Source organism: Micromonospora sp. NPDC051300 (genome assembly GCF_044455315.1).
GTDB classification, from domain to species: Bacteria; Actinomycetota; Actinomycetes; order Mycobacteriales; family Micromonosporaceae; genus Micromonospora; species Micromonospora robiginosa.
In genome coordinates this window covers 245,459-264,927 of the sequence record NZ_JBITEP010000008.1, presented here as the reverse complement: position 1 = coordinate 264,927, position 19,469 = coordinate 245,459, and the positions used below count along the sequence as shown (strand labels likewise).

General features: G+C 72.6%; 19 protein-coding genes, 1 tRNA gene and 1 pseudogene. 7 read left to right on the top strand and 14 right to left on the bottom strand.

The window, feature by feature from the left end; genetic code table 11:
• Window positions 1-159: 159 nt before the first annotated feature.
• The 9 genes and pseudogenes from ACIA5A_RS12420 to ACIA5A_RS12380 all read right to left on the bottom strand — a co-directional run bounded on the left by ACIA5A_RS12420 (window position 160) and on the right by ACIA5A_RS12380 (window position 10,202).
• On the bottom strand, window positions 160-333 hold the full coding sequence (locus ACIA5A_RS12420; RefSeq protein WP_396760137.1) for a hypothetical protein: 174 nt from the start codon (window positions 331-333) through the stop codon (window positions 160-162).
• 219 nt (window positions 334-552) lie between these two features.
• Window positions 553-1,155, bottom strand: a pseudogene (locus tag ACIA5A_RS12415) (transposase); the annotation flags it as partial.
• A gap of 96 nt (window positions 1,156-1,251) precedes the next feature.
• Window positions 1,252-3,072, bottom strand: a complete 1,821-nt coding sequence (pknB, locus tag ACIA5A_RS12410; protein ID WP_396760134.1) for a Stk1 family PASTA domain-containing Ser/Thr kinase — start codon at window positions 3,070-3,072, stop codon at window positions 1,252-1,254.
• The gene (locus ACIA5A_RS12405; RefSeq protein ID WP_396760131.1) at window positions 3,069-4,442 is read right to left on the bottom strand and encodes a serine/threonine-protein kinase; all 1,374 of its coding nucleotides are present in this window, start codon (window positions 4,440-4,442) and stop codon (window positions 3,069-3,071) included. The genes pknB and ACIA5A_RS12405 overlap by 4 nt, the downstream gene beginning before the upstream one ends.
• A 1-nt stretch (window position 4,443) precedes the next feature.
• Window positions 4,444-5,949 carry a peptidoglycan D,D-transpeptidase FtsI family protein gene (locus tag ACIA5A_RS12400; protein ID WP_396760128.1) on the bottom strand — a complete coding sequence of 502 codons (1,506 nt, stop codon included), beginning with the start codon at window positions 5,947-5,949 and terminating at the stop codon, window positions 4,444-4,446.
• Window positions 5,946-7,436, bottom strand: a complete 1,491-nt coding sequence (locus tag ACIA5A_RS12395) for an FtsW/RodA/SpoVE family cell cycle protein (RefSeq protein WP_396760126.1) — start codon at window positions 7,434-7,436, stop codon at window positions 5,946-5,948. Before ACIA5A_RS12395 ends, ACIA5A_RS12400 begins: the two co-directional genes overlap by 4 nt.
• Before the next feature lie 28 nt (window positions 7,437-7,464).
• Window positions 7,465-8,898 carry a protein phosphatase 2C domain-containing protein gene (locus ACIA5A_RS12390; protein WP_396760124.1) on the bottom strand — a complete coding sequence of 478 codons (1,434 nt, stop codon included), beginning with the start codon at window positions 8,896-8,898 and terminating at the stop codon, window positions 7,465-7,467.
• Complete coding sequence (locus ACIA5A_RS12385; protein WP_181571056.1) at window positions 8,895-9,389, bottom strand: FHA domain-containing protein; 495 nt, start codon at window positions 9,387-9,389, stop codon at window positions 8,895-8,897. The genes ACIA5A_RS12390 and ACIA5A_RS12385 overlap by 4 nt, the downstream gene beginning before the upstream one ends.
• A gap of 6 nt (window positions 9,390-9,395) precedes the next feature.
• Window positions 9,396-10,202 (bottom strand): FhaA domain-containing protein, encoded by an 807-nt coding sequence (locus tag ACIA5A_RS12380; RefSeq protein WP_393515847.1) that lies wholly within the window; start codon window positions 10,200-10,202, stop codon window positions 9,396-9,398.
• Between the two features lie 209 nt (window positions 10,203-10,411).
• Here ACIA5A_RS12380 and ACIA5A_RS12375 point away from each other — a divergent pair.
• From ACIA5A_RS12375 to ACIA5A_RS12360, 4 genes are all read left to right on the top strand, one after another.
• Window positions 10,412-10,497, top strand: a tRNA-Leu gene (locus ACIA5A_RS12375).
• 71 nt (window positions 10,498-10,568) lie between these two features.
• Window positions 10,569-11,678 carry an NAD-dependent epimerase/dehydratase family protein gene (locus ACIA5A_RS12370; protein ID WP_396760121.1) on the top strand — a complete coding sequence of 370 codons (1,110 nt, stop codon included), beginning with the start codon at window positions 10,569-10,571 and terminating at the stop codon, window positions 11,676-11,678.
• Window positions 11,675-12,481, top strand: a complete 807-nt coding sequence (locus ACIA5A_RS12365; RefSeq protein WP_396760119.1) for a WecB/TagA/CpsF family glycosyltransferase — start codon at window positions 11,675-11,677, stop codon at window positions 12,479-12,481. Before ACIA5A_RS12370 ends, ACIA5A_RS12365 begins: the two co-directional genes overlap by 4 nt.
• Window positions 12,482-12,568: 87 nt before the next feature.
• Window positions 12,569-13,180, top strand: a complete 612-nt coding sequence (locus ACIA5A_RS12360) for a hypothetical protein (RefSeq protein WP_396760116.1) — start codon at window positions 12,569-12,571, stop codon at window positions 13,178-13,180.
• Here ACIA5A_RS12360 and ACIA5A_RS12355 read toward each other — a convergent pair.
• The 3 genes from ACIA5A_RS12355 to ACIA5A_RS12345 all read right to left on the bottom strand — a co-directional run bounded on the left by ACIA5A_RS12355 (window position 13,148) and on the right by ACIA5A_RS12345 (window position 14,774).
• On the bottom strand, window positions 13,148-13,552 hold the full coding sequence (locus tag ACIA5A_RS12355; RefSeq protein WP_396760113.1) for a hypothetical protein: 405 nt from the start codon (window positions 13,550-13,552) through the stop codon (window positions 13,148-13,150). The two genes, ACIA5A_RS12360 and ACIA5A_RS12355, sit on opposite strands and share 33 nt — an antisense overlap.
• 149 nt (window positions 13,553-13,701) lie before the next feature.
• Window positions 13,702-13,923, bottom strand: coding sequence for a DUF397 domain-containing protein (locus ACIA5A_RS12350; RefSeq protein WP_396760110.1), 222 nt, complete (start codon window positions 13,921-13,923; stop codon window positions 13,702-13,704).
• Window positions 13,893-14,774 (bottom strand): helix-turn-helix transcriptional regulator, encoded by an 882-nt coding sequence (locus ACIA5A_RS12345; RefSeq protein ID WP_181571050.1) that lies wholly within the window; start codon window positions 14,772-14,774, stop codon window positions 13,893-13,895. Before ACIA5A_RS12345 ends, ACIA5A_RS12350 begins: the two co-directional genes overlap by 31 nt.
• A gap of 547 nt (window positions 14,775-15,321) precedes the next feature.
• On the opposite strand from ACIA5A_RS12345, the gene ACIA5A_RS12340 reads away from it, so the two are divergent.
• Window positions 15,322-15,609, top strand: a complete 288-nt coding sequence (locus ACIA5A_RS12340; RefSeq protein WP_278108744.1) for a hypothetical protein — start codon at window positions 15,322-15,324, stop codon at window positions 15,607-15,609.
• A gap of 98 nt (window positions 15,610-15,707) precedes the next feature.
• Window positions 15,708-16,118 carry a hypothetical protein gene (locus ACIA5A_RS12335; RefSeq protein ID WP_396760107.1) on the top strand — a complete coding sequence of 137 codons (411 nt, stop codon included), beginning with the start codon at window positions 15,708-15,710 and terminating at the stop codon, window positions 16,116-16,118.
• Window positions 16,119-16,121: 3 nt separating this feature from the next.
• Here the strand turns inward: ACIA5A_RS12335 and ACIA5A_RS12330 are convergent, their stop codons facing one another.
• Both ACIA5A_RS12330 and ACIA5A_RS12325 read right to left on the bottom strand, forming a co-directional pair.
• Window positions 16,122-17,012 (bottom strand): PASTA domain-containing protein, encoded by an 891-nt coding sequence (locus ACIA5A_RS12330; protein ID WP_396760105.1) that lies wholly within the window; start codon window positions 17,010-17,012, stop codon window positions 16,122-16,124.
• A gap of 114 nt (window positions 17,013-17,126) precedes the next feature.
• The gene (locus ACIA5A_RS12325) at window positions 17,127-17,810 is read right to left on the bottom strand and encodes a PASTA domain-containing protein (protein ID WP_396760103.1); all 684 of its coding nucleotides are present in this window, start codon (window positions 17,808-17,810) and stop codon (window positions 17,127-17,129) included.
• A gap of 114 nt (window positions 17,811-17,924) precedes the next feature.
• Here ACIA5A_RS12325 and ACIA5A_RS12320 point away from each other — a divergent pair, with 114 nt between their 5' ends.
• Window positions 17,925-19,445, top strand: coding sequence for a hypothetical protein (locus ACIA5A_RS12320; protein ID WP_396760101.1), 1,521 nt, complete (start codon window positions 17,925-17,927; stop codon window positions 19,443-19,445).
• The last annotated feature ends 24 nt before the right edge of the window (window positions 19,446-19,469 follow it).

The window sequence follows — 19,469 nt, the reverse complement described above, 5'->3', positions numbered from 1 at the left end:
CACCCGCTACGCCAAACGGGCATCCCTCTACCGAGCCAGCCTGGTCCTCGTCGCCGCTGTCATCTGGCTTCCATGATCGACAGGACAGGCCCTAGACGCTCGAGATAATCGCTCTTCGGGTCGCTCGGTCATTCATGTTCGTGTCCCTCCTGGTGGCGATCAGAACAGAAAGAAGCCGACGACGTACGGCACGAGGGAAGCAGCCAGGCACGCCACCCAGTACTGCACCGTGGACACGGCGGCGGTCCTGCGACGCATCCACACGTTCAGGAGGCCCCAGGCCAGGCCGAACACGCAGATCACCGGTGCGGCGACGATCACCCAGGGAAGCATGCCGTCGTTCTCATTCGGATCCGCCGGGTCCATCCCAAGGCTGCCATCGGGCCGTTCACGACGATGTACCAAACCAGGAACAGCGGCACTATCGCCGGGATACCTAGCAGCAGGTTCACGCCGACGGGCACCGGCAACTTCCACGTCCGCGTACGCGTCAAGTACGAATTCCCTTACTGCGCGGGGCTGTCTCGCTGACGGTGTTTCCGGCGATCTTGGTTAGTGGGTTTCAGCGGCGGGGAAGCGGTCGCTGAAGGTGATGGCGAAGGCGTTCAACGCGGGTTTCCAGCGCATCGTCCATCGGGTTCTGCCTGCTCCGGTGGGGTCCAGGGATCGGGTCACCAGGTGCAGACACTGCAACGCGGCCTGCTCGTTGGGGAAGTGGCCGCGGGCCTTGACCGCCCGCCGGTAGCGGGCGTTCAACGACTCGATCGCGTTGGTGGAGCAGATCACCCGGCGGATCTCGACGTCGTAGTCGAGGAACGGGATGAACTCCGTTCAGGCGTTGTCCCACAGCCGGATCACCGCCGGATACCGGCCGCCCCACTTGTCGGCCAGGTGATCGAACGCGGCCCGGGCGGCGGTGGCGTTGACGGCGGTTCAGATCGGTTTGATGTCGTGCTTCAACTCGTCCCCGTACGTGCGGGAGGTGAGCCGGAACGTGTTGCGGATCAGGTGGAGGATGCACGTCTGCACCATCGTGGCCGGCCACACATTCGTCACCACCTCCGGGATGCCTTTGAGGCCGTCGCAGACGAGGAAGAACACGTCCTTGACGCCCCGGTTACGCAGGTCGGTCAGCACGCTCATCCAGACGACAGCAGATCCCGGCGGAGCGACGAGGGCCGGCCGATGGGCCACACCGCATCGAGCGGCACCCACCCGGGCACCACCGCGTGTGGTGTGGTTCGTCGAGGATCAGCCGCCGTTGCCTCGGGCCGGCGGGACGGTCGGGAAGGGCAGGCCGCCACCGCCGCCGCCCGGCGTGCTCGGCGTCGCGTCGGGTGTGCCGCTCGGCGTCGCGCTGGGGGTCTCCTCGGGCAGCGGCACGTCGACCTCGATGGTCACCGTCTCACCCTTGGCCAGCTTCTTGCCGCCGGACGGCGACTGGCCGCTGACCTTCCCCGCCTGGGCCGGATCGACCTCCTCGCCGTCGACCACCTTGTACTTGTAGCCGGCGTTCGTGAGCTGCTTCTTCGCCTGGTCCTCGGTGAAGCCGCGGACGTCCGGCACCTCGCCGACGTTGCCCTTGGAGACCTCGAGCGTCACCTTGGTGTTCGGGGCCACCGTGCTGCCCTCGTCGGGCGACACCTTGACCACCTGCCCTTCCGGGGCGCTGTCGGCGATGTCCTTGCGGACCACGGTGAGCCCCAGGCCCTCCAGGGTCGCCTTCACGCTGGTGTAGGTGCCGCCCTTCAGGCCCTGCGGGATGGTGACGTCGTCCGGGCCGGCGCAGACCTGGACCGTGACCGCGGTGTTCTTCTCCACCCGCTGGCCGAACGGCGGGTTCTGCTCGACCACGGTGCCCTTCTTGCACTCCGCGTTCTTGACCGGGGCACCGGGGGCGAACCGCAACCCGGCCTGGCTGAGCGCGGTCTGCGCGTCGGCCTGCGTGCGGTCCACCAACTGCGGCACGGAGACCTTCTCCGCCCCGGACTGGTTGAGCCAGAGCGCGGTGCCCAACGCGATCACCGCGAGCACGCCGAGCGCGGCGAACGTGGCGATGACCCAGGAGGAACTGCGGCGCTTGCGCGGGTCACCGACCCGGGCCGGCGCCTGCTGCTGGGTCTGCGGGCCCATCATCTGGGTCTGCTGCGCCGCCTGGTAGCCACCCGCGGCGGCCGCCATCGGCATGGTCTCCTCGGCCGGCATCACCGGCGTGGCCAGCACCGGCCGGCCGGCGGCGGCGCGGAGCAGGTCCGCCCGCATCTCGCCGGCGCTCTGGTAGCGGTTGAGCGGGTTCTTGGAGAGCGCCTTCAGCACGATCGCGTCGACCGCGGGGTTGACGTCGGGGTTGATCGTGCTCGGCGTCGGCGGCTGCTCGCGGACGTGCTGGTAGGCGACGCTGACCGGGCTGTCCCCGACGAACGGCGGGTGACCGCAGAGCAGCTCGAACAGCACGCAGCCGGCCGCGTAGACGTCGGACCGGGCGTCGACCGCCTCACCGCGCGCCTGCTCCGGGGAGAGGTATTGCGCGGTGCCGATGACCGCGCTCGTCTGCGTCATCGTGGTGGCGCCGCTGGCGAGCGCCCGGGCGATGCCGAAGTCCATCACCTTGACCTGGCCGGTCTGGGTGAGCATCACGTTGCCGGGCTTGATGTCCCGGTGGATGATCCCGTGCCGGTGGCTGAACTCCAGCGCGGCGCACATGTCGGCGCAGATCTCCAGCGCCCGGCGCGGCTGGAGCCGCCCCTCGACGCCGAGGACCTCCTTCAGGGTCCGCCCGTTGACGAACTCCATCACGATGAACGGCAGTGTCTCGCCGGTCGGGGCGGTCTCCTCGCCGGTGTCGTAGACGGCGACGATGGCCGGGTGGTTGAGCGAGGCGGCGTTCTGCGCCTCCCGGCGGAACCGCATCTGGAACGTGGCGTCGCGGGCCAGGTCGGCACGGAGCATCTTGATCGCGACGTCTCGCCCGAGCCGGAGATCGCGACCGCGGTGCACCTCCGCCATGCCGCCGTAGCCCAGCAGCTCGCCGACCTGGTACCTGCCACCGAGCAGGCGGGCCTGCGCTGTCATCGCGTCTCTCGTCCTTCGCTCGTCGTCGAACCGCCGCCGGCCGGCTGGAGGCGTACCTCACGACGGTACGACGTGCGGACCGGATAGTCGCCCCCGTACGCCCGCACCGCGCCGGAGGTCACGGTCACACTCACCGAACCGGGTGCGCCGGCGGCACCGGCCCCGTACTTCCGGTACCAGAACGAGATCACCCCCGAGCAGAGGATGACCAGCACGGCCACCAGGATCGCGGTGGTCCAGAGCCCGGAACGGGAGCGGCGGGGCGGTGCCGGCGGCGGCGCGGCCGGCGGGCGACCGTACCCCATCGGGTTGGGGGTGTGCGGGGGGCGCGGTTGCGGCACCGGCGCCGCACCGCGCGGACCCACCGGTGGGCGGGCCTGCGGGGCGGGGTGCGCGACCATGGTCGGGCGCGGCCCCACCGGTGGGCGGGCCGGCGTCACGGGCGGGCGGGGCTGCGGGCGGGGTGCCGGGGTCGGCACCTGCGCCCGCGCGGAGGGCGCGGCCGGCGAGGCCGGTACGCCGGAGATCGGGCGACCGCCGCGCGCCTGCTGGGAGAGGGCCAGCTTCGCCTGCCGGGCGACGATGGCCAACGCGGCGGCGCTGGGCCAGCGGGCCGCCGGGTCCTTCGCCATGGCCCGCTCGACGATGGCCCGCACCTGCGGCGGGATGTCACCGGGAAGCGCCCGCGGATTGTCGCGTACGTGCTTCATGGCGATCTCGAGGGGATTCTCCCCCTCGAAGGGGCGCCGACCGGCCAGGCACTGGTAGGCGACCACGCCGAGCGCGTACACGTCCGAGGCGGGGGTGGCGACCGCGCCGGTGGCCTGCTCGGGCGAGATGTAGGAGGCGGTGCCGAGCACCGAGCCGGCGGCGGTGAGCTGGCCGACCAGCTCCGAACGGGCGATGCCGAAGTCGGTGAGCACCAGCGTGCCGTTCGGTCGGACCAGCAGGTTGCCGGGCTTCACGTCGCGGTGCACGATGCCCTTCTCGTGCGCCGCGTGCAACGCGTCCGCGGCCTGGGCCAGCAGCGCCATGGTGCGGGCCGGGGTGAGCCGGCCGACCCGGCCCAGGGTGGCGGAGAGCGCGTCGCCCTCCACGTATTCCATGACCAGGAACGCGATCTGCTGGTCGCTGCCGAAGTCGTAGACGTCGACCACGCCCGGGTGGTTGATGGTCGCCATGGTCCGCGCCTCGCCGCGGAACCGCTCGGCGAAGCCCGGCTCGTCGAGCAGCGCGGGAAGCAGGCTCTTGACCGCGACCGTCCGGCCCAGCACCTGGTCGGTGCCGCGCCACACGTCGCCCATGCCACCGCTGGCGATCCGTTCGTCGAGCCGGTAGCGGTTGCCGAGCTGCACCCCCGGGCTGAGCACGTCAGCGCCTCCCGGAGTCCGCGATGGCCGCCGCCATGATCCGACCGGCGATCCGGGCCGCCTCGGCGCTGCCGCCGCTGCCGGCCTGCTCCAGCTCCACGCAGACCGCGGAGAGCGGGGTGCCGTCCTTGTCCAGCGCGAAGCCGATGAACCAGCCGTGGTCCGGGGTGTCCGGGCCGGACTGGGCGGTGCCGGTCTTGCCACCGACCACGTAGCCGTCGATGTCGGCCCGGCGGCCGGTGCCTTCCTTCACCACGTTCTGCATCATCGAGCGCAGGTCTGCGGACACCTGGCTGCTGACCGGACGCCGCAGCTCGCGCGGCTTGGCGGCGTCGTAGACCGTGGTGCGGTCCGGCCCGAGGAGCTGCTTCACCAGGTAGGGACGCATCTGGCTGCCGCCGTTGGCCACCGCGGCGGCCATCATCGCGCCCTGCAACGGCGTCATCCGGACGTTGTTCTGGCCGATCGACGACTGCGCCAGCGCGGCCTGGTCGGTGCTGCCGTCCGGGTTCTGCATGTCGCCGGTGCGGCTGGCGGCCACCGACAGGCCACCCCCGCCGGTCTGGCCGACCGTCAGGTCCTCCTGCTCGAAGCCGAACTGCTTGGCCTTCTCCTTGACCTTGTCCGCGCCGAGCCGCACGCCGAGCTGGGCGAAGCCGGTGTTGCAGGACTCGGTCACCGCCTCCCGGAGCGTCACCTGCGACTCGGGGCAGATCGACGGCGCCGCGTTCTTGATCGGCTTGCCCGCGCCGGGCGCGGTGTAGCTCGACCCGGCCGGGATCTCGGTCTGCTGGCCGATGCCGTTCTCCAGCGCGGCGGCGGCCATGATGACCTTGAAGGTGGAGCCGGGCGGCAGCGTCTCGGCGAGCGCCCGGTTGGCCAGCGGACGGTCCTTGTCCTTCTCCAGCGCGTTGTAGGCCCGGTCGGCCTCCGTGCTGGAGTGGCTGGCCAGCGGGTTCGGGTCGAAGCTCGGCATGGAGACCAGCGCCTGCACCGCGCCGGTACGCGGGTCGATCGCGATCGCCGCGCCCTTCTTCGCCCCCACCTGGTTGTCGTTGAGCTGCTTGTAAGCAGCCTCCTGAGCGCGCTTGGAGAGGGTCAGCAGCACGTTGCCGCCACCGGTCTCGTCACCGGTGAACATGTCCTTGATCCGGTTGGCGATGAGCGCGTCGCTGGTGCCGGCGAGGAAGTCGTTCTCCACCCGCTCGATGCCGCTCGCGCTGCCGTTCACCGGCTTCCAGCCGAGCACGTGCGCGTACATCTCCCCCTCGGGGTAGGTGCGCAGGTACTTCAGCTCGCCACTGGTCTCCTTGCTCAGCGCGTACGCGGTGCCACCGACCTCGATGTTGCCGCGCTTGCGGTCGTACTCGGCGACCTGGACCCGGCCGTTGTAGTCGCTGGTGCGGTATTCGTCGGCCTTGTAGGCCTGGATCCAGTTGAGGTTCGCGAAGAGCAACCCGAAGAGGATCATCACGACCACACCGACGCGGCGCAGGGGTGCGTTCACGGCCGGATCACCTCCGTGGGGGCGCCGTGCAACTGCTCGGGCGGGCCACCGGCGGGCCGGGCGGTCGGACCGCCGCCGGTCACCGGTCGGCGCGCGCCGTCGGAGACCCGCAGCAGCACCGCGATCAGCAGCCAGTTCGCCATCAGCGACGAGCCACCGGCGGACAGGAACGGGGTGGTCTGGCCGGTCAGCGGGATGAGCTTGCTGATGCCGCCGACGATGACGAAGACCTGCAGGCCGAGGGTGAACGCCAGACCGCCGGCGAGCAGCTTGCCGAACGAGTCCCGCACCGCCAGCGCGGCGCGCAGGCCCCGCTCCACGATCAGCAGGTAGACCACCAGCAGCGCGGAGAGGCCGAACAGGCCGATCTCCTCGCCGATGCCGGCGAAGATGAAGTCGGTCTGCACCTCGGGCAGCAGCGTCGGCTGGCCGCCGCCCGGCCCGGCCCCGAAGAGGCCACCGGTGCCGAGCGTGAGCAGGCCCTGGACGAGTTGGTAACCCCTGTCGTACGGCTCCGCGAACGGGTCGAGCCAGATCTGCGCCCGGTCGTAGAAGTTGGCGAACGGTCCACCCACGGTGCTGCCCAGCACGTAGGCCAGGTAGGCGCCGCCGAAGAACAGGAGCAGACCGATGAGCAGCCAACTGACCCGTTCGGTGGCGATGTAGAGCGTCACCACGAACATGCCGAAGTAGAGCAGCGACGTGCCGAGGTCCTTCTCGAAGACCAGCACCATGAGGCTGATCAGCCAGACCACCAGGACCGGGCCCAGGTCGCGCCCGCGCGGGAAGTCGATGCCCAGCACCCGCCGGCTCGCCAGCGAGAGCACCTCGCGCTTGCGCACCAGGTAGTAGGCGAAGAAGGTGAGCAGCGCCAGCTTCGCGAACTCACCCGGCTGGATCTGCCCCAGCCCGGGCACGATGATCCAGAGCTTCGCGCCGTTGATCTCGGAGAACCGACCGGGCAGCACCGCCGGGATCATCACCAGCACGATGCCGGACAGCCCCAGCGTGTAGGCGTAGCGGGACAGCGTGCGGTGGTCCCGCAGGATCGCCAGCAGCCCCGCGGCGAGCACTACCGAGGCGAGCGTCCAGGCCAGTTGGCGACCGCCGGTGCCGGCGAAGATGGCCAGGTCGGCCCGCTCCGCGGGCGGTGCCTGGGCCAGGTCGAAGCGGCGCAGGAAGCCGACCCCGATGCCGTTGAGCAGTGCCACCGCCGGCAGCAGCGCCGGGTCGGCGAACGGCGCCAGCCACCGGATCACCAGGTGCAGGCCGAGGAAGACCAGGCCCAGCGCGGCGGCCGGGATCCAGAAGTCCGCGGTGATCGTGTCGAGCGCCTTCGCCTCGATCATGGCCGAGTAGGCCGCCACCAGCACCATGGCGAGCAGGAGCAGGGACAGCTCGGCGTTACGCCGGGACCGGGCCAGGCGTACGCCGGACTGCTCGCCCGTCGAGGCGGGCGAGGCTGCCGGTACGGCGGCTGCGGTCACGGATGCGTCCTCGGGATCGAGCCGGCGCTCACTCGGGCGACCGGCAACCGGCGGGGTCCGCCGGCGGAACGGTGTCGGAGGGTACGGCGTCGGCGGTGGTGGTCAACGTCGGCGCGGGCGTCGGCGTGCCCGCCACGCCGGTCGGCGCGACGGGAGTGCCGGTGGCCGCCGGGCTCAGCGCGCCGGCGGTCGCCACCGCTGTGGGACTGGGCACGCCCGGCGTCGGGCTCGGCGGGCAGAGCGGCTTGAGGTTCGGGTTGGCCGGGTCGTCGCTGGTCAACTCCGCCAGTCGGCGCTCGGCATCCGGTTCGCTCTTGGCCTGGATGCCCTGCTTCACCCGCTCCTGCGCGGCGAGCGTGAGGTCGTCGAGCCGCGACCCGCTGCGCTCGTGCACGTCCGACAGGTCGAGACCGGCCACCTGGCCGGGCACCCCGCGGAAGACCGCGAGCTGGCCGTCGTCGGTGGCGCCGACGTAGTACTGCCGCTGGGTGTACGTCCAGCCGCCGAAGACGCCACCGCCCACGATGACGGCCAGCGCGAGCGCCATGGCGATCGTCCGCAGCGGCCGACGCCGACGCTGGTCGACCTCGTCGTCGCGGTTGTCGGCCGGCTCCTCGGGAGCGGGCGGGCGCGGGGCGGACAGCGCCGAGGCGCGGGCCGCCGGCGTGGAGTCGTCGGCCGACGTGGCCATGCCCCGGTCCCGGGCGGCGGCGCCGCCGACGATCGGGGACGCCTCGACGATGTCCTGGTCGGTCGCGTCGGCGATGATCACGGTGATGTTGTCCGGCCCGCCGCCGCGCAGCGCGAGCTGCACCAGACGCTCGACGCACTGCTGCGGGTCGGGATATTCCCGCATGGTGTCGCCGATGGTGTCCGCGCTGACCACGCCGGAGAGGCCGTCGGAGCAGATCAGGTAGCGGTCGCCGGGCAGCACCTGGCGGACGCTGTACTCCGGGTCGACGTCGCGGCCGTCGAGCGCGCGGGTGAGCAGCGAACGCTGGGGGTGGCTGCTCGCCTCCTCGGCGCTGATCCGCCCCTCGTCCACGAGCATCTGGACGTAGGTGTCGTCCTTGGTGATCTGCGCGAACTCGCCGTTGCGCAGGAGGTAGGCCCGGGAGTCACCGATGTGGACCATGCCGAGCTTGCTGCCGGAGAAGAGGGTCGCGGTGAGCGTCGTGCCCATCCCCTCCAGCTGCGGGTTGGCGTCCACGGTGTCGCGGAGCTGCTGGTTGGCGGTGCCGACGGCGGATCGGAGCGCGTCGACCAGGGCGTCACCGGGGACGTCCTCGTCGAGTGGCGCCATGGCACCGATGACGATGTTGCTGGCGACGTCACCGGCGGCCATGCCGCCCATGCCGTCGGCAACGGCGAGCAGCCGCGGTCCGGCGTAGACGGAATCCTGGTTGCCGTCTCGGATCAGACCGCGGTCGCTGTGGGCCGCGTAGCGCAGGGTCAGAGTCATGGCCGTAATTCGAGGGAAGTGCGGCCGATCCGGATCGGCACGCCGAGGGGGACGGGGGTTGGTCCGGTGACCTTAGCGCGATCGAGGTAGGTGCCGTTAGTCGATCCGAGGTCCTCCACGTACCACTGCCCGTCACGCGGAACCAGCCGGGCGTGTCGCGCCGACGCGTAGTCGTCGGTGATCACCAGCGTCGAGTCCTCCGCCCGACCGATGGTGATCTGAGCCTCCCCGAGGGTGATCCGGGTGCCGGCCAACTGACCGGCGGTGACCACCATCTGATGGGCGGCGCGACCCCGCTTGGCCTTCGCCGGCTTGCCGGGTGGCGCGGGCTGGTTGGTGGACGCGCCGACCCCCCGTGGCGCGGCCACCAGCCGACCCGACCGGGCCCCCGCGAAGAGGTCCCGGCGGATCACGCCGACCACCGTGAAGACGAAGATCCACAGCAGGATGAGGAACCCGAACCGGGCGACGGTGATGACGAGCTCCGGCAACGGGGATCAGCCGTCCACGCGGAAGGTCAGCGTCGTGGTGCCGAGCTGGATCATGTCGCCGGGGTTGAGGGCCACCGCCGAGACCCGCTGGCCGTTGACCATCGTGCCGTTGGTGGAGCCCAGGTCGGTCAGCACCACCTGGCCGCCGTCGAAGTCCAGCCGGGCGTGCCGGCGGGAGATCCCGACGTCGGGCAGGCGCAGGTTGGCCTGGTCGCCGCGGCCGATCACGGTCGAGCCCATCTGCAGCGGGTAGGTCCGGCCGTCGCCGGAGACCAGCCGCACGTTGCGGCCGCCGCCGTGGCCGGGCGGCGGGCCGTAGCCGCCACCCTGGTCGTAGGCCGGGTACGCCGGGCCGGCGTCGTAGCCGCCGCCCTGGTCGTAGCCGCCGGGCGCGGAGACCGGCGCGACGTCGCCGCCGGTGTAGACCTCGGCGGTCACCCGGAACATGCCGGTGTCCAGTCCCTCACCACGCTCGACCTCGACGATCACGTCGCCGTAGACCGTCCAGGCCTGCTCGCCGATGAACTCCGCCTGCGACTGGGCCAGTTCCTGGGCCAGCGCGGCGGCGTACGGCGCCAACCGACTGTGGTCGTAGGGCGAGAGATCGATCACGTAGCGGTTGGGCACCAACGTGCGCCCACCGGCCAGGATCGCCTTGTGCGCCTCGGCCTCCCGCTGCATGGCGTTGAGGATCTCCACGGGGTGGACCACCCCTTTGAAGACCTTGGCGAAGGCCCCCTCGACCAGGCCTTCCAGACGCTTCTCGAAGCGTTGCAGCACGCTCACCGGCTCCTCCTCGGGTCCCGAGGCAATGATGGTATCCGGACACCGCCTCCGCAGCTCACACGCCGCTCGGCCGGCTACCGTCGACCCGTTCGTGACCAGGCCCGCGAGCGTGTTACAGTTTCGCCCGCCACGAGCGGTGATCGCTCGTGGCGTGACCAGTGGACAGCGTAGTATGTCCCGACACCTGCCGCAGATGGCGGGCGAGGGATGCGATATGGTGTTCCGGGTCGTGCCACGGGGATGTGGCGGAATGGCAGACGCGCACGGTTCAGGTCCGTGTGTCCGAAAGGACGTGGGGGTTCAACTCCCCCCATCCCCACCAGAACGAGGGCTCCGCAGGCTGCGGGGCCCTCACGCCGTATCGGGGCGTACCGGACGTCACGCTATGCTCCGATGGTTTCCCTGCCTCCCATGGACCAGGAGTGGCGTGTGAGTGTCGCGTTGGTGACCGGTTCCGGCGGTCTGATCGGCTCCGAGGCGGCCCGGCACTTCGCCGGCCTCGGCCTCGACGTGGTCGGCATCGACAACGACATGCGGCGGTACTTCTTCGGTGAGGACGGCTCGACCGCCTGGAGTCTCGACCGGCTCGCCGCCGACCTCGGGTCGGCCTACTCCCACCACGCCGTGGACATCCGTGACCGCGACGGCCTGGAGAAGGTGTTCGCCCGCTACGGCCGGGACATCGCCGTGGTGATCCACAGCGCCGCCCAGCCGAGCCACGACTGGGCCGCCAAGGAGCCCTACACCGACTTCGACGTGAACGCCGGCGGCACGCTCAACGTGTTGGAGAACACCCGGCGGCACGCGATCGACGCGCCGTTCATCCACTGTTCCACCAACAAGGTCTACGGCGACCGGCCGAACACGCTCCCGCTGATCGAGCTGGAGACCCGCTACGAGCTGCCCGAGGACCACCACTGGTACGGCGGCATCACCGAGGACATGTCGATCGACGAGTCGCTGCACTCGATCTTCGGCGCCTCGAAGGTCGCCGCGGACGTGATGGTCCAGGAGTACGGCCGCTACTTCGACATGAAGACCGCCTGCTTCCGGGGCGGCACGCTGACCGGCCCGGCGCACTCCGCGGCCGAGCTGCACGGCTTCCTGGCGTACCTGATGCGGTGCGTGATGGAGGGCCGGACCTACAACCTCTTCGGCTACAAGGGGAAGATGGTCCGCGACGCCATCCACTCCCACGACGTGCTCACCGCGTTCGAGGCGTTCTTCCGCGAGCCGCGCTCCGCCCAGGTCTACAACCTCGGCGGCGGCCGGCACTCGAACACCTCGCACATCGAGGCGTTCCGGATCGCCCAGGAGATCACCGGTCGCGAGGCGCGGATCAACTACGTCGAGCAGGCCCGCACCGGCGACCACCAGTGGTACGTCAGCAGCATGGCCCGGTTCGAGGAGCACTACCCGGCCTGGAAGATCACATACGACGTGCCGATGATCCTCCGCGAGATCCACGAGGCGAACGCCGACAAGTGGGTGCCGAAGGCATGACCGTCGACACCAAGCGCAACGTGCTCGGCGTCGGGGTCGACGCCACCGACTACGCCCGGGCCACCGAGGCGGTGGTCGACGCCGCCCGCGAGCGTCGCCCGCTGGCGCTGACCGCGCTCGCCGTGCACGGCGTGATGACAGGCGTGCTCGACCCGGCGCACAACGCCCGGCTCAACTCGTTCGACGTGGTCACCCCGGACGGGCAGCCGGTGCGCTGGGCGCTCAACCTGCTGCACGGCGCCAACCTCACCGACCGCGTCTACGGCCCGGAGCTGACCCTGCGGGTGCTGGCCCGGTTCGCCGACGAGGGGCTGCCGGTCTACCTCTACGGCTCCACCGAGGAGACCCTGGCCCGGCTGATCCCGGCGCTGGAGCGCAGGTTCCCGGCGCTGAAGATCGCCGGCGTGGAGCCGTCCAAGTTCCGGGCGGTCGCCCCCGGCGAGGACGCCGAGATCGCCGACCGGATCCGCGCCAGCGGCGCCCGTCTCGTCCTGGTCGGACTGGGCTGCCCCCGGCAGGAGGTCTTCGCGTACGCGATGCGGCCGCTGCTGGACATGCCGCTGATGGCCGTCGGCGCGGCGTTCGACTACCACGCCGGCCTGCTGCGCAATCCGCCGCCGTGGATGCAGCGCGCCGGGCTGGAGTGGTTCTGGCGGCTCGGGCTGGAGCCGAAGCGGCTGTGGCGCCGCTACGTCATCCTGAACCCCGCCTACCTGGCCCGGCTGGCGGCGCAGAAGACCGGCCTGTGGAAGGCCACCCCGCCGCCGCCGGCCACCGGGCGTCCGGCCACTTTCGACGTCTGACCCGACGTCCCCTACGGGAGAACGTTCCGGGTCGACCGGGGTGGCGTCCCGGATTCGCCGCGCGTCGAACTGGGCAACGCTGGGCCCATGGATGACCGTCTCGCCGTGCTGCTCCCCGTCGCCGCCGTCTGGCTGGCCGCCGCCCTGATGGCGGAGGGCCTGCCCGGGCTGGACCGCGCCCGGGCGCTGCGCCGGCGTACCGGATGGTTGTCCGCCCTGGTGCTGACCGGCCTCGCGGTCACCGTGGGGGCGCTCGCCGCGGGCCTGCAGAGCGCCGGTGACACCGCGCTGGACCGGGCCGCCGCCGGGCTCGCCGTCGCGGCGGTCCCGGCCACGCTCGTCGCGGTCTGCACGGTACGCCGGGTCCGCCGGCTGCGGGCCGGCGCGGGCGCCTTCGCCACCGCGCCGGGAACCCCGGCGCCGCACGGACTGCGGGCGGCCGCCGCCCACCCGCTGATCGCCCTGCCGTTGCACGCGACAACGCTCGCGGTGCTCGCGGCGATGCTCCCGGCCGTCGGGCTCGACCTGTTCGCCGCGCCGGGCGTGGCCGGACCGGCGATCACCGTCGCGGTGCTCGGTGTCGCCGCGATCGGGGTACGCCACGCGCTGCGGCACAACCGTCTCGCCGAGCGGGCGATGCCGCCGGCCGGCGGCGTGCCGGCGGTGTCAGCGCGTCCGGCTCGCGCCCTGCACGTATAGCAGTTCCAGGATCGCCCGGGTCGCCTCGAACCACCGGTCCAGCCAGCCGGGCGGGGGGATGCTGCCCTTGGGCGGCAACTCCAGCAGCAGGCCGCGCAGCAGGGGATGGTCCACCAGGGACTCCTGCTGCTCGACCGGCCATCCGCTGGGCGGGAAGGACGGCTCGGTGAGCGGGTTCGGGTCGAGCGACGGCAGGGAGAGCGCCGGTGCGGTCTGATCCGGCACGCCCGGCTCCCGGCCGGCGATCTCCTCGCCGTCACCGGAGACCACCTCGGTCAGCACGGTGTCCCGGCGCGCGCCGCGGTACTTGCCACCGAACCGCTCGGGCTTGCCCGGGCCGTTGGTGAGATTCTCTGAACCGATCGTCGTCATCCGTCTCGCCTGCCTCGTTCGGTTGCCGATCCGTGCGGTTCAACGAGGCGGAACGAAACTGGCGACGGGTGACGGGCACCTGTGGTACGGGGGACGAAACGGTCCCGCCCGGCGACGCTGCCGGGCGGGACCGTGCTCCGTCGGGCCGATCAGCTCCGGCCGAAGGCCTCGCCCCTGGCGCCGGCGACGAAGGCGTGCCAGTGCCCCGGGGCGAAGACCAGGGCCGGACCGGCCTTGTCCTTCGAGTCCCGGACACCGACCGCCCCGGTCACGTAAGCGACCTCAACGCAGTTGTCGCAGTTCGGCCCGCTCTTCGAGCTCTTGAACCACGACGCCTGCCTCAGGTCCACGGGGAACTCCTTGGTCGCCATTTCCACAGCGGCTCCTCTGCCAGTTTCGCGATGTGTGCGACGGACTCCTCCGGTCGTATGGCCGCTGCTCGAATGTGATCGAAGATGAAGCTGTACTTCTGCAGTTCGTCGCTCTTCTCCAGGAAGAGCCCACCCGTGGCGTTCTCCGCGTACACGACATCCGGATCACTCGGTTCGGGGAAGCTGAGGATCGTGAAGGTCCCGTCCATGCCGGCGTGCGCACCCACCTCGAAGGGCAGGACCTGCACCGTCACGTTCGGCAGTTCGGCCACCTCCACCAACCGCTTGAGCTGGCCACGCATGACCGCGTCGCCGCCAACCGGCCGGCTCAGCACCGCCTCATCGAGCACCACCCACAGATCGACCGGATCGTCCTGCGTCAACAACGACTGACGGCCCAGTCGGACACGCACCCGTTGTTCGATCTGTTCGGCGGTGAAGTCCGGCCGGGCGGCGCGGATCATCGCCCCGGCGTACTCCTCGGTCTCCAACAGGCCCGGCACGACCTGCTGCTCGTACGCCCGGATCTGGCTGGCCGCGGCCTCCAGGCCGACGTACGCGCCGACCAGCACCGTGCTGTACGGGTGCCACCAGCCCTTCTGTCGCGCCTCGCGGGCGATCTGCACCAGCTCGTCGCTCTCTGCGCCGACCACGCCGTAGATGCGGAGCATGTCCCGCACGTCGCGGGGCGTCGCGGTGGTGTGCCCGGTCTCGATCCGGGAGACCTTGGACGCCGAGCACTCCAACTGCTCGGCGACCACCTCGATGGTGATGCCGGCGGCTTCCCGCTGCCGGCGGAGTTCGGCCCCGAGGCGGCGCCGGCGGATGGTCGGGCTGCGCCGTTCGCTCACGAGCACTCCTCGATTCGCGGCTGCGGGGCCGGCGGGCAGGCGTTCGCGGCGGGGGTGGTGCCGGTCGTCGACCGGCCGCGTCGGGCGAAACCGGCGTCCAGTGTGCCGTCCCGACACCTGAGGCTTCAAGCGTCCCGTTCACGTGTCCCACTCACCTATCGGCAAAAGTCGACGTGCAACTTGCATGACGCACGTCGCTGATGCACTCTGTCCGTATGGCACGGGTTACTCACCGTCTTCGCTTGATCTCCGGGCGTGGTCGCACCACGGTTCGTGGGACGGCCGGAGGGGAGCCGTCCCGCGCCGTGAGACCTGCCCCGGAATGAAGACCCCGCCGCTGCATGCCGGCTCGGCTGCGGCGGCGGGAGCGGTAACCGGGAGCAGCCGGGTGATGGTCGGGTGGCGGTTCGCCACCGCGGGTACGGCCCGACCAGCACCGCCCCACCGACCGTCGGTCCACGAGGCAGAACCCCCGTCACCGGACCGCACCCGACCCCCGTTCAGCCTCGCCGGCCCCACCGCCGGCCGAACCTTCCCAGGAGCCCATGTGCTTCCCCGCTCCGGTGACGTACTGCACGTGACGCGCGCGGCGAGTGTCCAGTTCCTCCGACCGATCATGTTCCGGATGATCCGGGTGCTCGACTGGCCGACCTACGACGGTTGGCTCTGGCTCGACGGCTACGAGTTGAACGCGGCGGGGGACGCGGTCAACCGGCGGTCGATCTTCGTACAGCAGGAGGGGCTGCGGCAGGTCCAGGCCGCGCCGGTCCCTCGTCAGCACACCGTCCGCACGGCCCGCCGGCCGATCGCCCGGACCCCGGTCCGGGTGGGCTGACCTCACGATTCCCGGCCGGGTGGGCGTGCCGACGCCATAGAATCGGTACGCCCACCCCGGCACGTTCCACCCCGCGCGCCCCGGACCCTGAACCAGGGATGGTCATGGTCAAACTGCCCGCCGCGCGGCGGCACCACCGGTCCCGCATCGGCTACGCCCTCGGGCTCTTCGTGTTCCTCGGGGTCGCCACCGTGCTCGCGCTCGTGGTCCGACACCCGGCCTTCTCCGCCACCCAGCAACTGGCCGAGCCGGTGCCCGCCCCGGAGATCACCGTCGCCGAGGGGGACGCGGGGTCGGCCGACGAGCCGACGCCGGACGAACCGGACGAGGACGAGCCGGTGGCGCCCACGCCCGATGCGGCAGGCGCCGGCGCCGGGGAGGTGGCGCTGGCCGACCCTCCCGCCGAACCGGCCGAGCCCGGCCGGTCGCTGTTCTACACCGGCCTGCTCGGGCTCGGCATCTCACTGGCTGGGCTCGGTCTGGTCGGCACCCGCCGCCGACAGTGGTGACCGTCAGGGCGTGGCGGTGGCGGACGGCGTGGCACCCGAGGTGGTCCGCGTGGTGGTCGGCGCGGCGGTGGTGGACGCCGGCGGCGCGGCCACCACGAGCGTGACCCGCTCACCCTCGCCCACCGAGTAGCCGGCCTCCGGATCCGTGGCGATCACCGTGCCGGCCGGCCGGTCCGACGGCCGGCGCTGCACCCGGTAGTCGATGTCGAGCCGGTCCAGCGCCGCCCGGGCGGCCGCCTCGGGCAGCCCCACCAGCGGCGGCATCGGCACCTCCACCGCCGCGCTCGTGGTCGGCGGCGCGCTCGACGGCGAACTGCTCGGCGACTCGCTTGTCGGCGTGGCGCTCGTCTGCGCGGAGGTGGCCGGCGCTGCCGACGGGGACGTCCCCGAACCGGAGTCGCGGTCCGCGGCACGCAGCGCGAGCCAGACGCCGGCCGCGATGAGCCCGATCAGGACCAGCGCGACGATGCCCAGCAGGATCGGCATCCACCAACGGCGACCGGACTGCTCGTCGCCGTACCACTCGGCGCCGGGCTCCGGGTAGCCGGCCGGCCGTGGTGGCGGCACCCCGGCCCGACCGGACCAGGCCGCGCCGCCGACCGGCTCCTGCCGGCTGGTGGCGTCGAGCGGCCGGGACGCCCCGCCCGGCAGCGGCCGGGTGGCGTCGGCGGCCGGCTCGACCCGCGTCGCGTCCGCGCCACGGTCCCGTGGCATCGCGCGCGTCGCGTCCGGGTCCTCCGTTCCGGCCGCGTCGCGGGGCATCGCGCGCGTCGCGTCCGGGTCGGCGGCGTGGTCGGGGCGCGCGGTGGGGGTGGCGTCGGCGCGACGGTCCGGCGGGAGCGCCCGGGTCGCGTCCGCGTCACCGGCCGGTGGCTCCTGACGGTCGTCGCTCATGACACACGTCCTTCCCCACCCGGGACGGGGCACGCGGCCCTCGAACGTCCACGGTAACGGGCCACGGCCACGCCGGCCGGGATCAGCGCGCCGGCCCGGCCGGTCGGCGTACCGTCAGGGGGTCGGCGGATCGATGCCGGACGGCGCGGCGCCGCAGGTCAGCGTGACCTGGTCGTTCCAATGGACGGCGCCCCCGGCGAGCGGATCCTGCCCGCCGACCGGCCCCTGCCTGCCGGTGCGGTAGCGGGGGTAGAGCCCCGCCTCCACCAGCTCGTCGGCGGCGTCCGAACAGGACCGCCCTGCCAGGTCGGGCACGGTGACTGCCGGCGCCGGCCCGGCGACCCAGACGGTGACGGTGACACCGCGCCGGACCGTTGCGCCGGGGCTCGGTGACGTGCGCTCCACCGCCCGGCCCGAGCCGCTCCCGAACACCAGTCGCCAGCCGAGTCGTCGGTCGCGCAGCTCCCGCCGGGCCTGCTCGAAGTCGGTGCCCACCAGCTCCGGCACGGTGAGCCCGGCCGGGGTGGTCGACCGGGAACCGGTCGGGCGATCGTCGGCGGAGCGGGTCGCGGTGGGCGTGACCGGGGTGGACGTGACCGGAGTGAGGCCCGACGGCACCGCGGCCGGCGGCGGCGCGGCCTCGGGCGATGCGGTCGAGCGGTCGGGGTCGCCGGCCAGCACCCAGCCCCCGCTGGCACCGATCACCGCCAGCAGGACAGCCGCCAGGCCGCCGCCGACCACCAGCCGGGTCCGGCCCGGACCGGTCTCGTCGCGTACCGGATGCCGATCGTCCGTCATCGCGCTCCCCGCCTCAGTCACCGGCGACCGTAGCCGGTGCCGCCAAGCCGGTCACGCCCGGTCGGCCGCTCCCACGACTCGCCGGGCCGACCTCGGGACGCTACGCTGCCCGGCATGGCCAGACGGGGCTGGGGAGGATCGACCGCCGCCGCGCTCGGCGTGGCTGCCGGCGCGGGGGCCGCGCAGCTCGGCTTCGGCTACGGGCTGGGCATCATCAACTGGGCGCCCACCGGCAGCGTACGGATCGAGTCGGCCTGGGTGGCGAGCCTCGCCTGGGCCACCTGGATCGCCGCGACCTCGGTCGTCGTCGGTGCCGTCTGCGCCCAGCGCCTGCGCGGCGGCGGGGACGAACCGGTCGGTGCGTTGCCCCGGCTCGGTCTCGCGCTCGCCGCCGGTGTCGGCGCGCTGGTCACCGTGCTCCTGGTGGCCGTGCCGGCCCGGTCGGCCCGGGTGCCCGACACCTCCTCGCCGCAGACCGTCGCCGCCGCGTACGCCGCCGCCGGCCTGGTGCTCGGCGTGCTGCTGGCGGCCTGGGCGCTGACCACCCGCGCCGCCGCTACCAACCTGATCGCCACCACCGGCTGGCTCTGGCTGCTCGCCGTGGTGTCGGTGGTGGACGGAGTGCTCTCCGGCCGCGGGCTGACCACCGCCCAACTGGGCATCTGGCAGATCAGCGCGGACCGGGCCGGGTTCTGGATCCGTGACTACTTCTACTGGCCCGGCGCGCTGCTCTCGCTCGGCTCCGCCCTGCTGATCGGCGTGCTGGCCGCCCGACGTGCGACCCGCTCGCCGCAGGCACGTGTCGGCGCGGCCGCCTCCGGGGCGGCCGGTCCGCTGCTTGTCGCGCTGGCCTACCTGCTGGCCGTACCCCGGCTGGCCGGGATCGCCGCCGAGCAGTTGTCGGCCCACCTAATCGCCCCGTACGCGGTGATCGCCGGCGTGGGTGGCTCGGTCCTGGTGGCCGCGCTGGCCCAGCGCGCCGACCGCCGGGCCGCGGACCGCACGCCGACGGTGGTGCCGGAGCAGCGCCACGGCGAGCCGGATTCGACCGGCCCGCGACCGGACGTCGACGGGCAGCCGAGGGTCGACGGACGGCCGCAGACGACTGCCGACGGACCGCCGCGCCCGGGGATCGACGGACAGCTCCGGCCGACGGCCGACGGGGAACAGCCGTTGACGACTGCCGACGCGCAGGCGGGGGCGCCGAAGCCGGGGCGGCGGTTCTTCGGACGGCGGGCCGGTCGCGCCGAGGCGGACTCCGGCGCCGACGCCGAGACGACCGCTGCCGTGGAGCACATCGTCATGCCGACGGAGGCGCCGGCCGGCGGCGAGACGCGCGCGACCGACCGCGACGCCACGCCACGGGCGGGCCGCGTGACGACGCCGGATCGCGACCCGGCATCCGGTCCAGGCCCCGACGTGGCGGCGGACCCCGAGGTGACGAGCCGTGCCGGCCGGGCGGCAGGCGCACAGGCGGGGTCGGCCGGCGCCGCGCGGACGAGCGCCGGTCGCCGCAACCGGGCCGTGCCCCAGCAGCGGCAACCCGGGGGCGACTCGTCGAGCGGCGAGCCCGCCGACTCGCCCGACGTCGACGAGCCGGCCGCCGAGCCCAAGCCCCGCCGCCGCACGCGCTGATCGCGGTGGCAGTTGTTAAGAAGG

Bases quoted from the DNA above. Each gene is read 5' to 3' on its own strand.
- ACIA5A_RS12420 (WP_396760137.1), bottom strand. From the start codon at position 333: ATGCTTCCCTGGGTGATCGTCGCCGCACCGGTGATCTGCGTGTTCGGC.
- ACIA5A_RS12390 (WP_396760124.1), bottom strand. From the start codon at position 8,898: ATGACTCTGACCCTGCGCTACGCGGCCCACAGCGACCGCGGTCTGATC.
- ACIA5A_RS12355 (WP_396760113.1), bottom strand. From the start codon at position 13,552: ATGACGACGATCGGTTCAGAGAATCTCACCAACGGCCCGGGCAAGCCC.
- ACIA5A_RS12335 (WP_396760107.1), top strand. From the start codon at position 15,708: ATGGTCATGGTCAAACTGCCCGCCGCGCGGCGGCACCACCGGTCCCGC.
- ACIA5A_RS12360 (WP_396760116.1), top strand. From the start codon at position 12,569: ATGGATGACCGTCTCGCCGTGCTGCTCCCCGTCGCCGCCGTCTGGCTG.
- ACIA5A_RS12370 (WP_396760121.1), top strand. From the start codon at position 10,569: ATGGTTTCCCTGCCTCCCATGGACCAGGAGTGGCGTGTGAGTGTCGCG.
- ACIA5A_RS12325 (WP_396760103.1), bottom strand. From the start codon at position 17,810: ATGACGGACGATCGGCATCCGGTACGCGACGAGACCGGTCCGGGCCGG.
- pknB (WP_396760134.1), bottom strand. From the start codon at position 3,072: ATGACAGCGCAGGCCCGCCTGCTCGGTGGCAGGTACCAGGTCGGCGAG.
- ACIA5A_RS12365 (WP_396760119.1), top strand. From the start codon at position 11,675: ATGACCGTCGACACCAAGCGCAACGTGCTCGGCGTCGGGGTCGACGCC.
- ACIA5A_RS12320 (WP_396760101.1), top strand. From the start codon at position 17,925: ATGGCCAGACGGGGCTGGGGAGGATCGACCGCCGCCGCGCTCGGCGTG.
- ACIA5A_RS12330 (WP_396760105.1), bottom strand. From the start codon at position 17,012: ATGAGCGACGACCGTCAGGAGCCACCGGCCGGTGACGCGGACGCGACC.
- ACIA5A_RS12350 (WP_396760110.1), bottom strand. From the start codon at position 13,923: ATGGCGACCAAGGAGTTCCCCGTGGACCTGAGGCAGGCGTCGTGGTTC.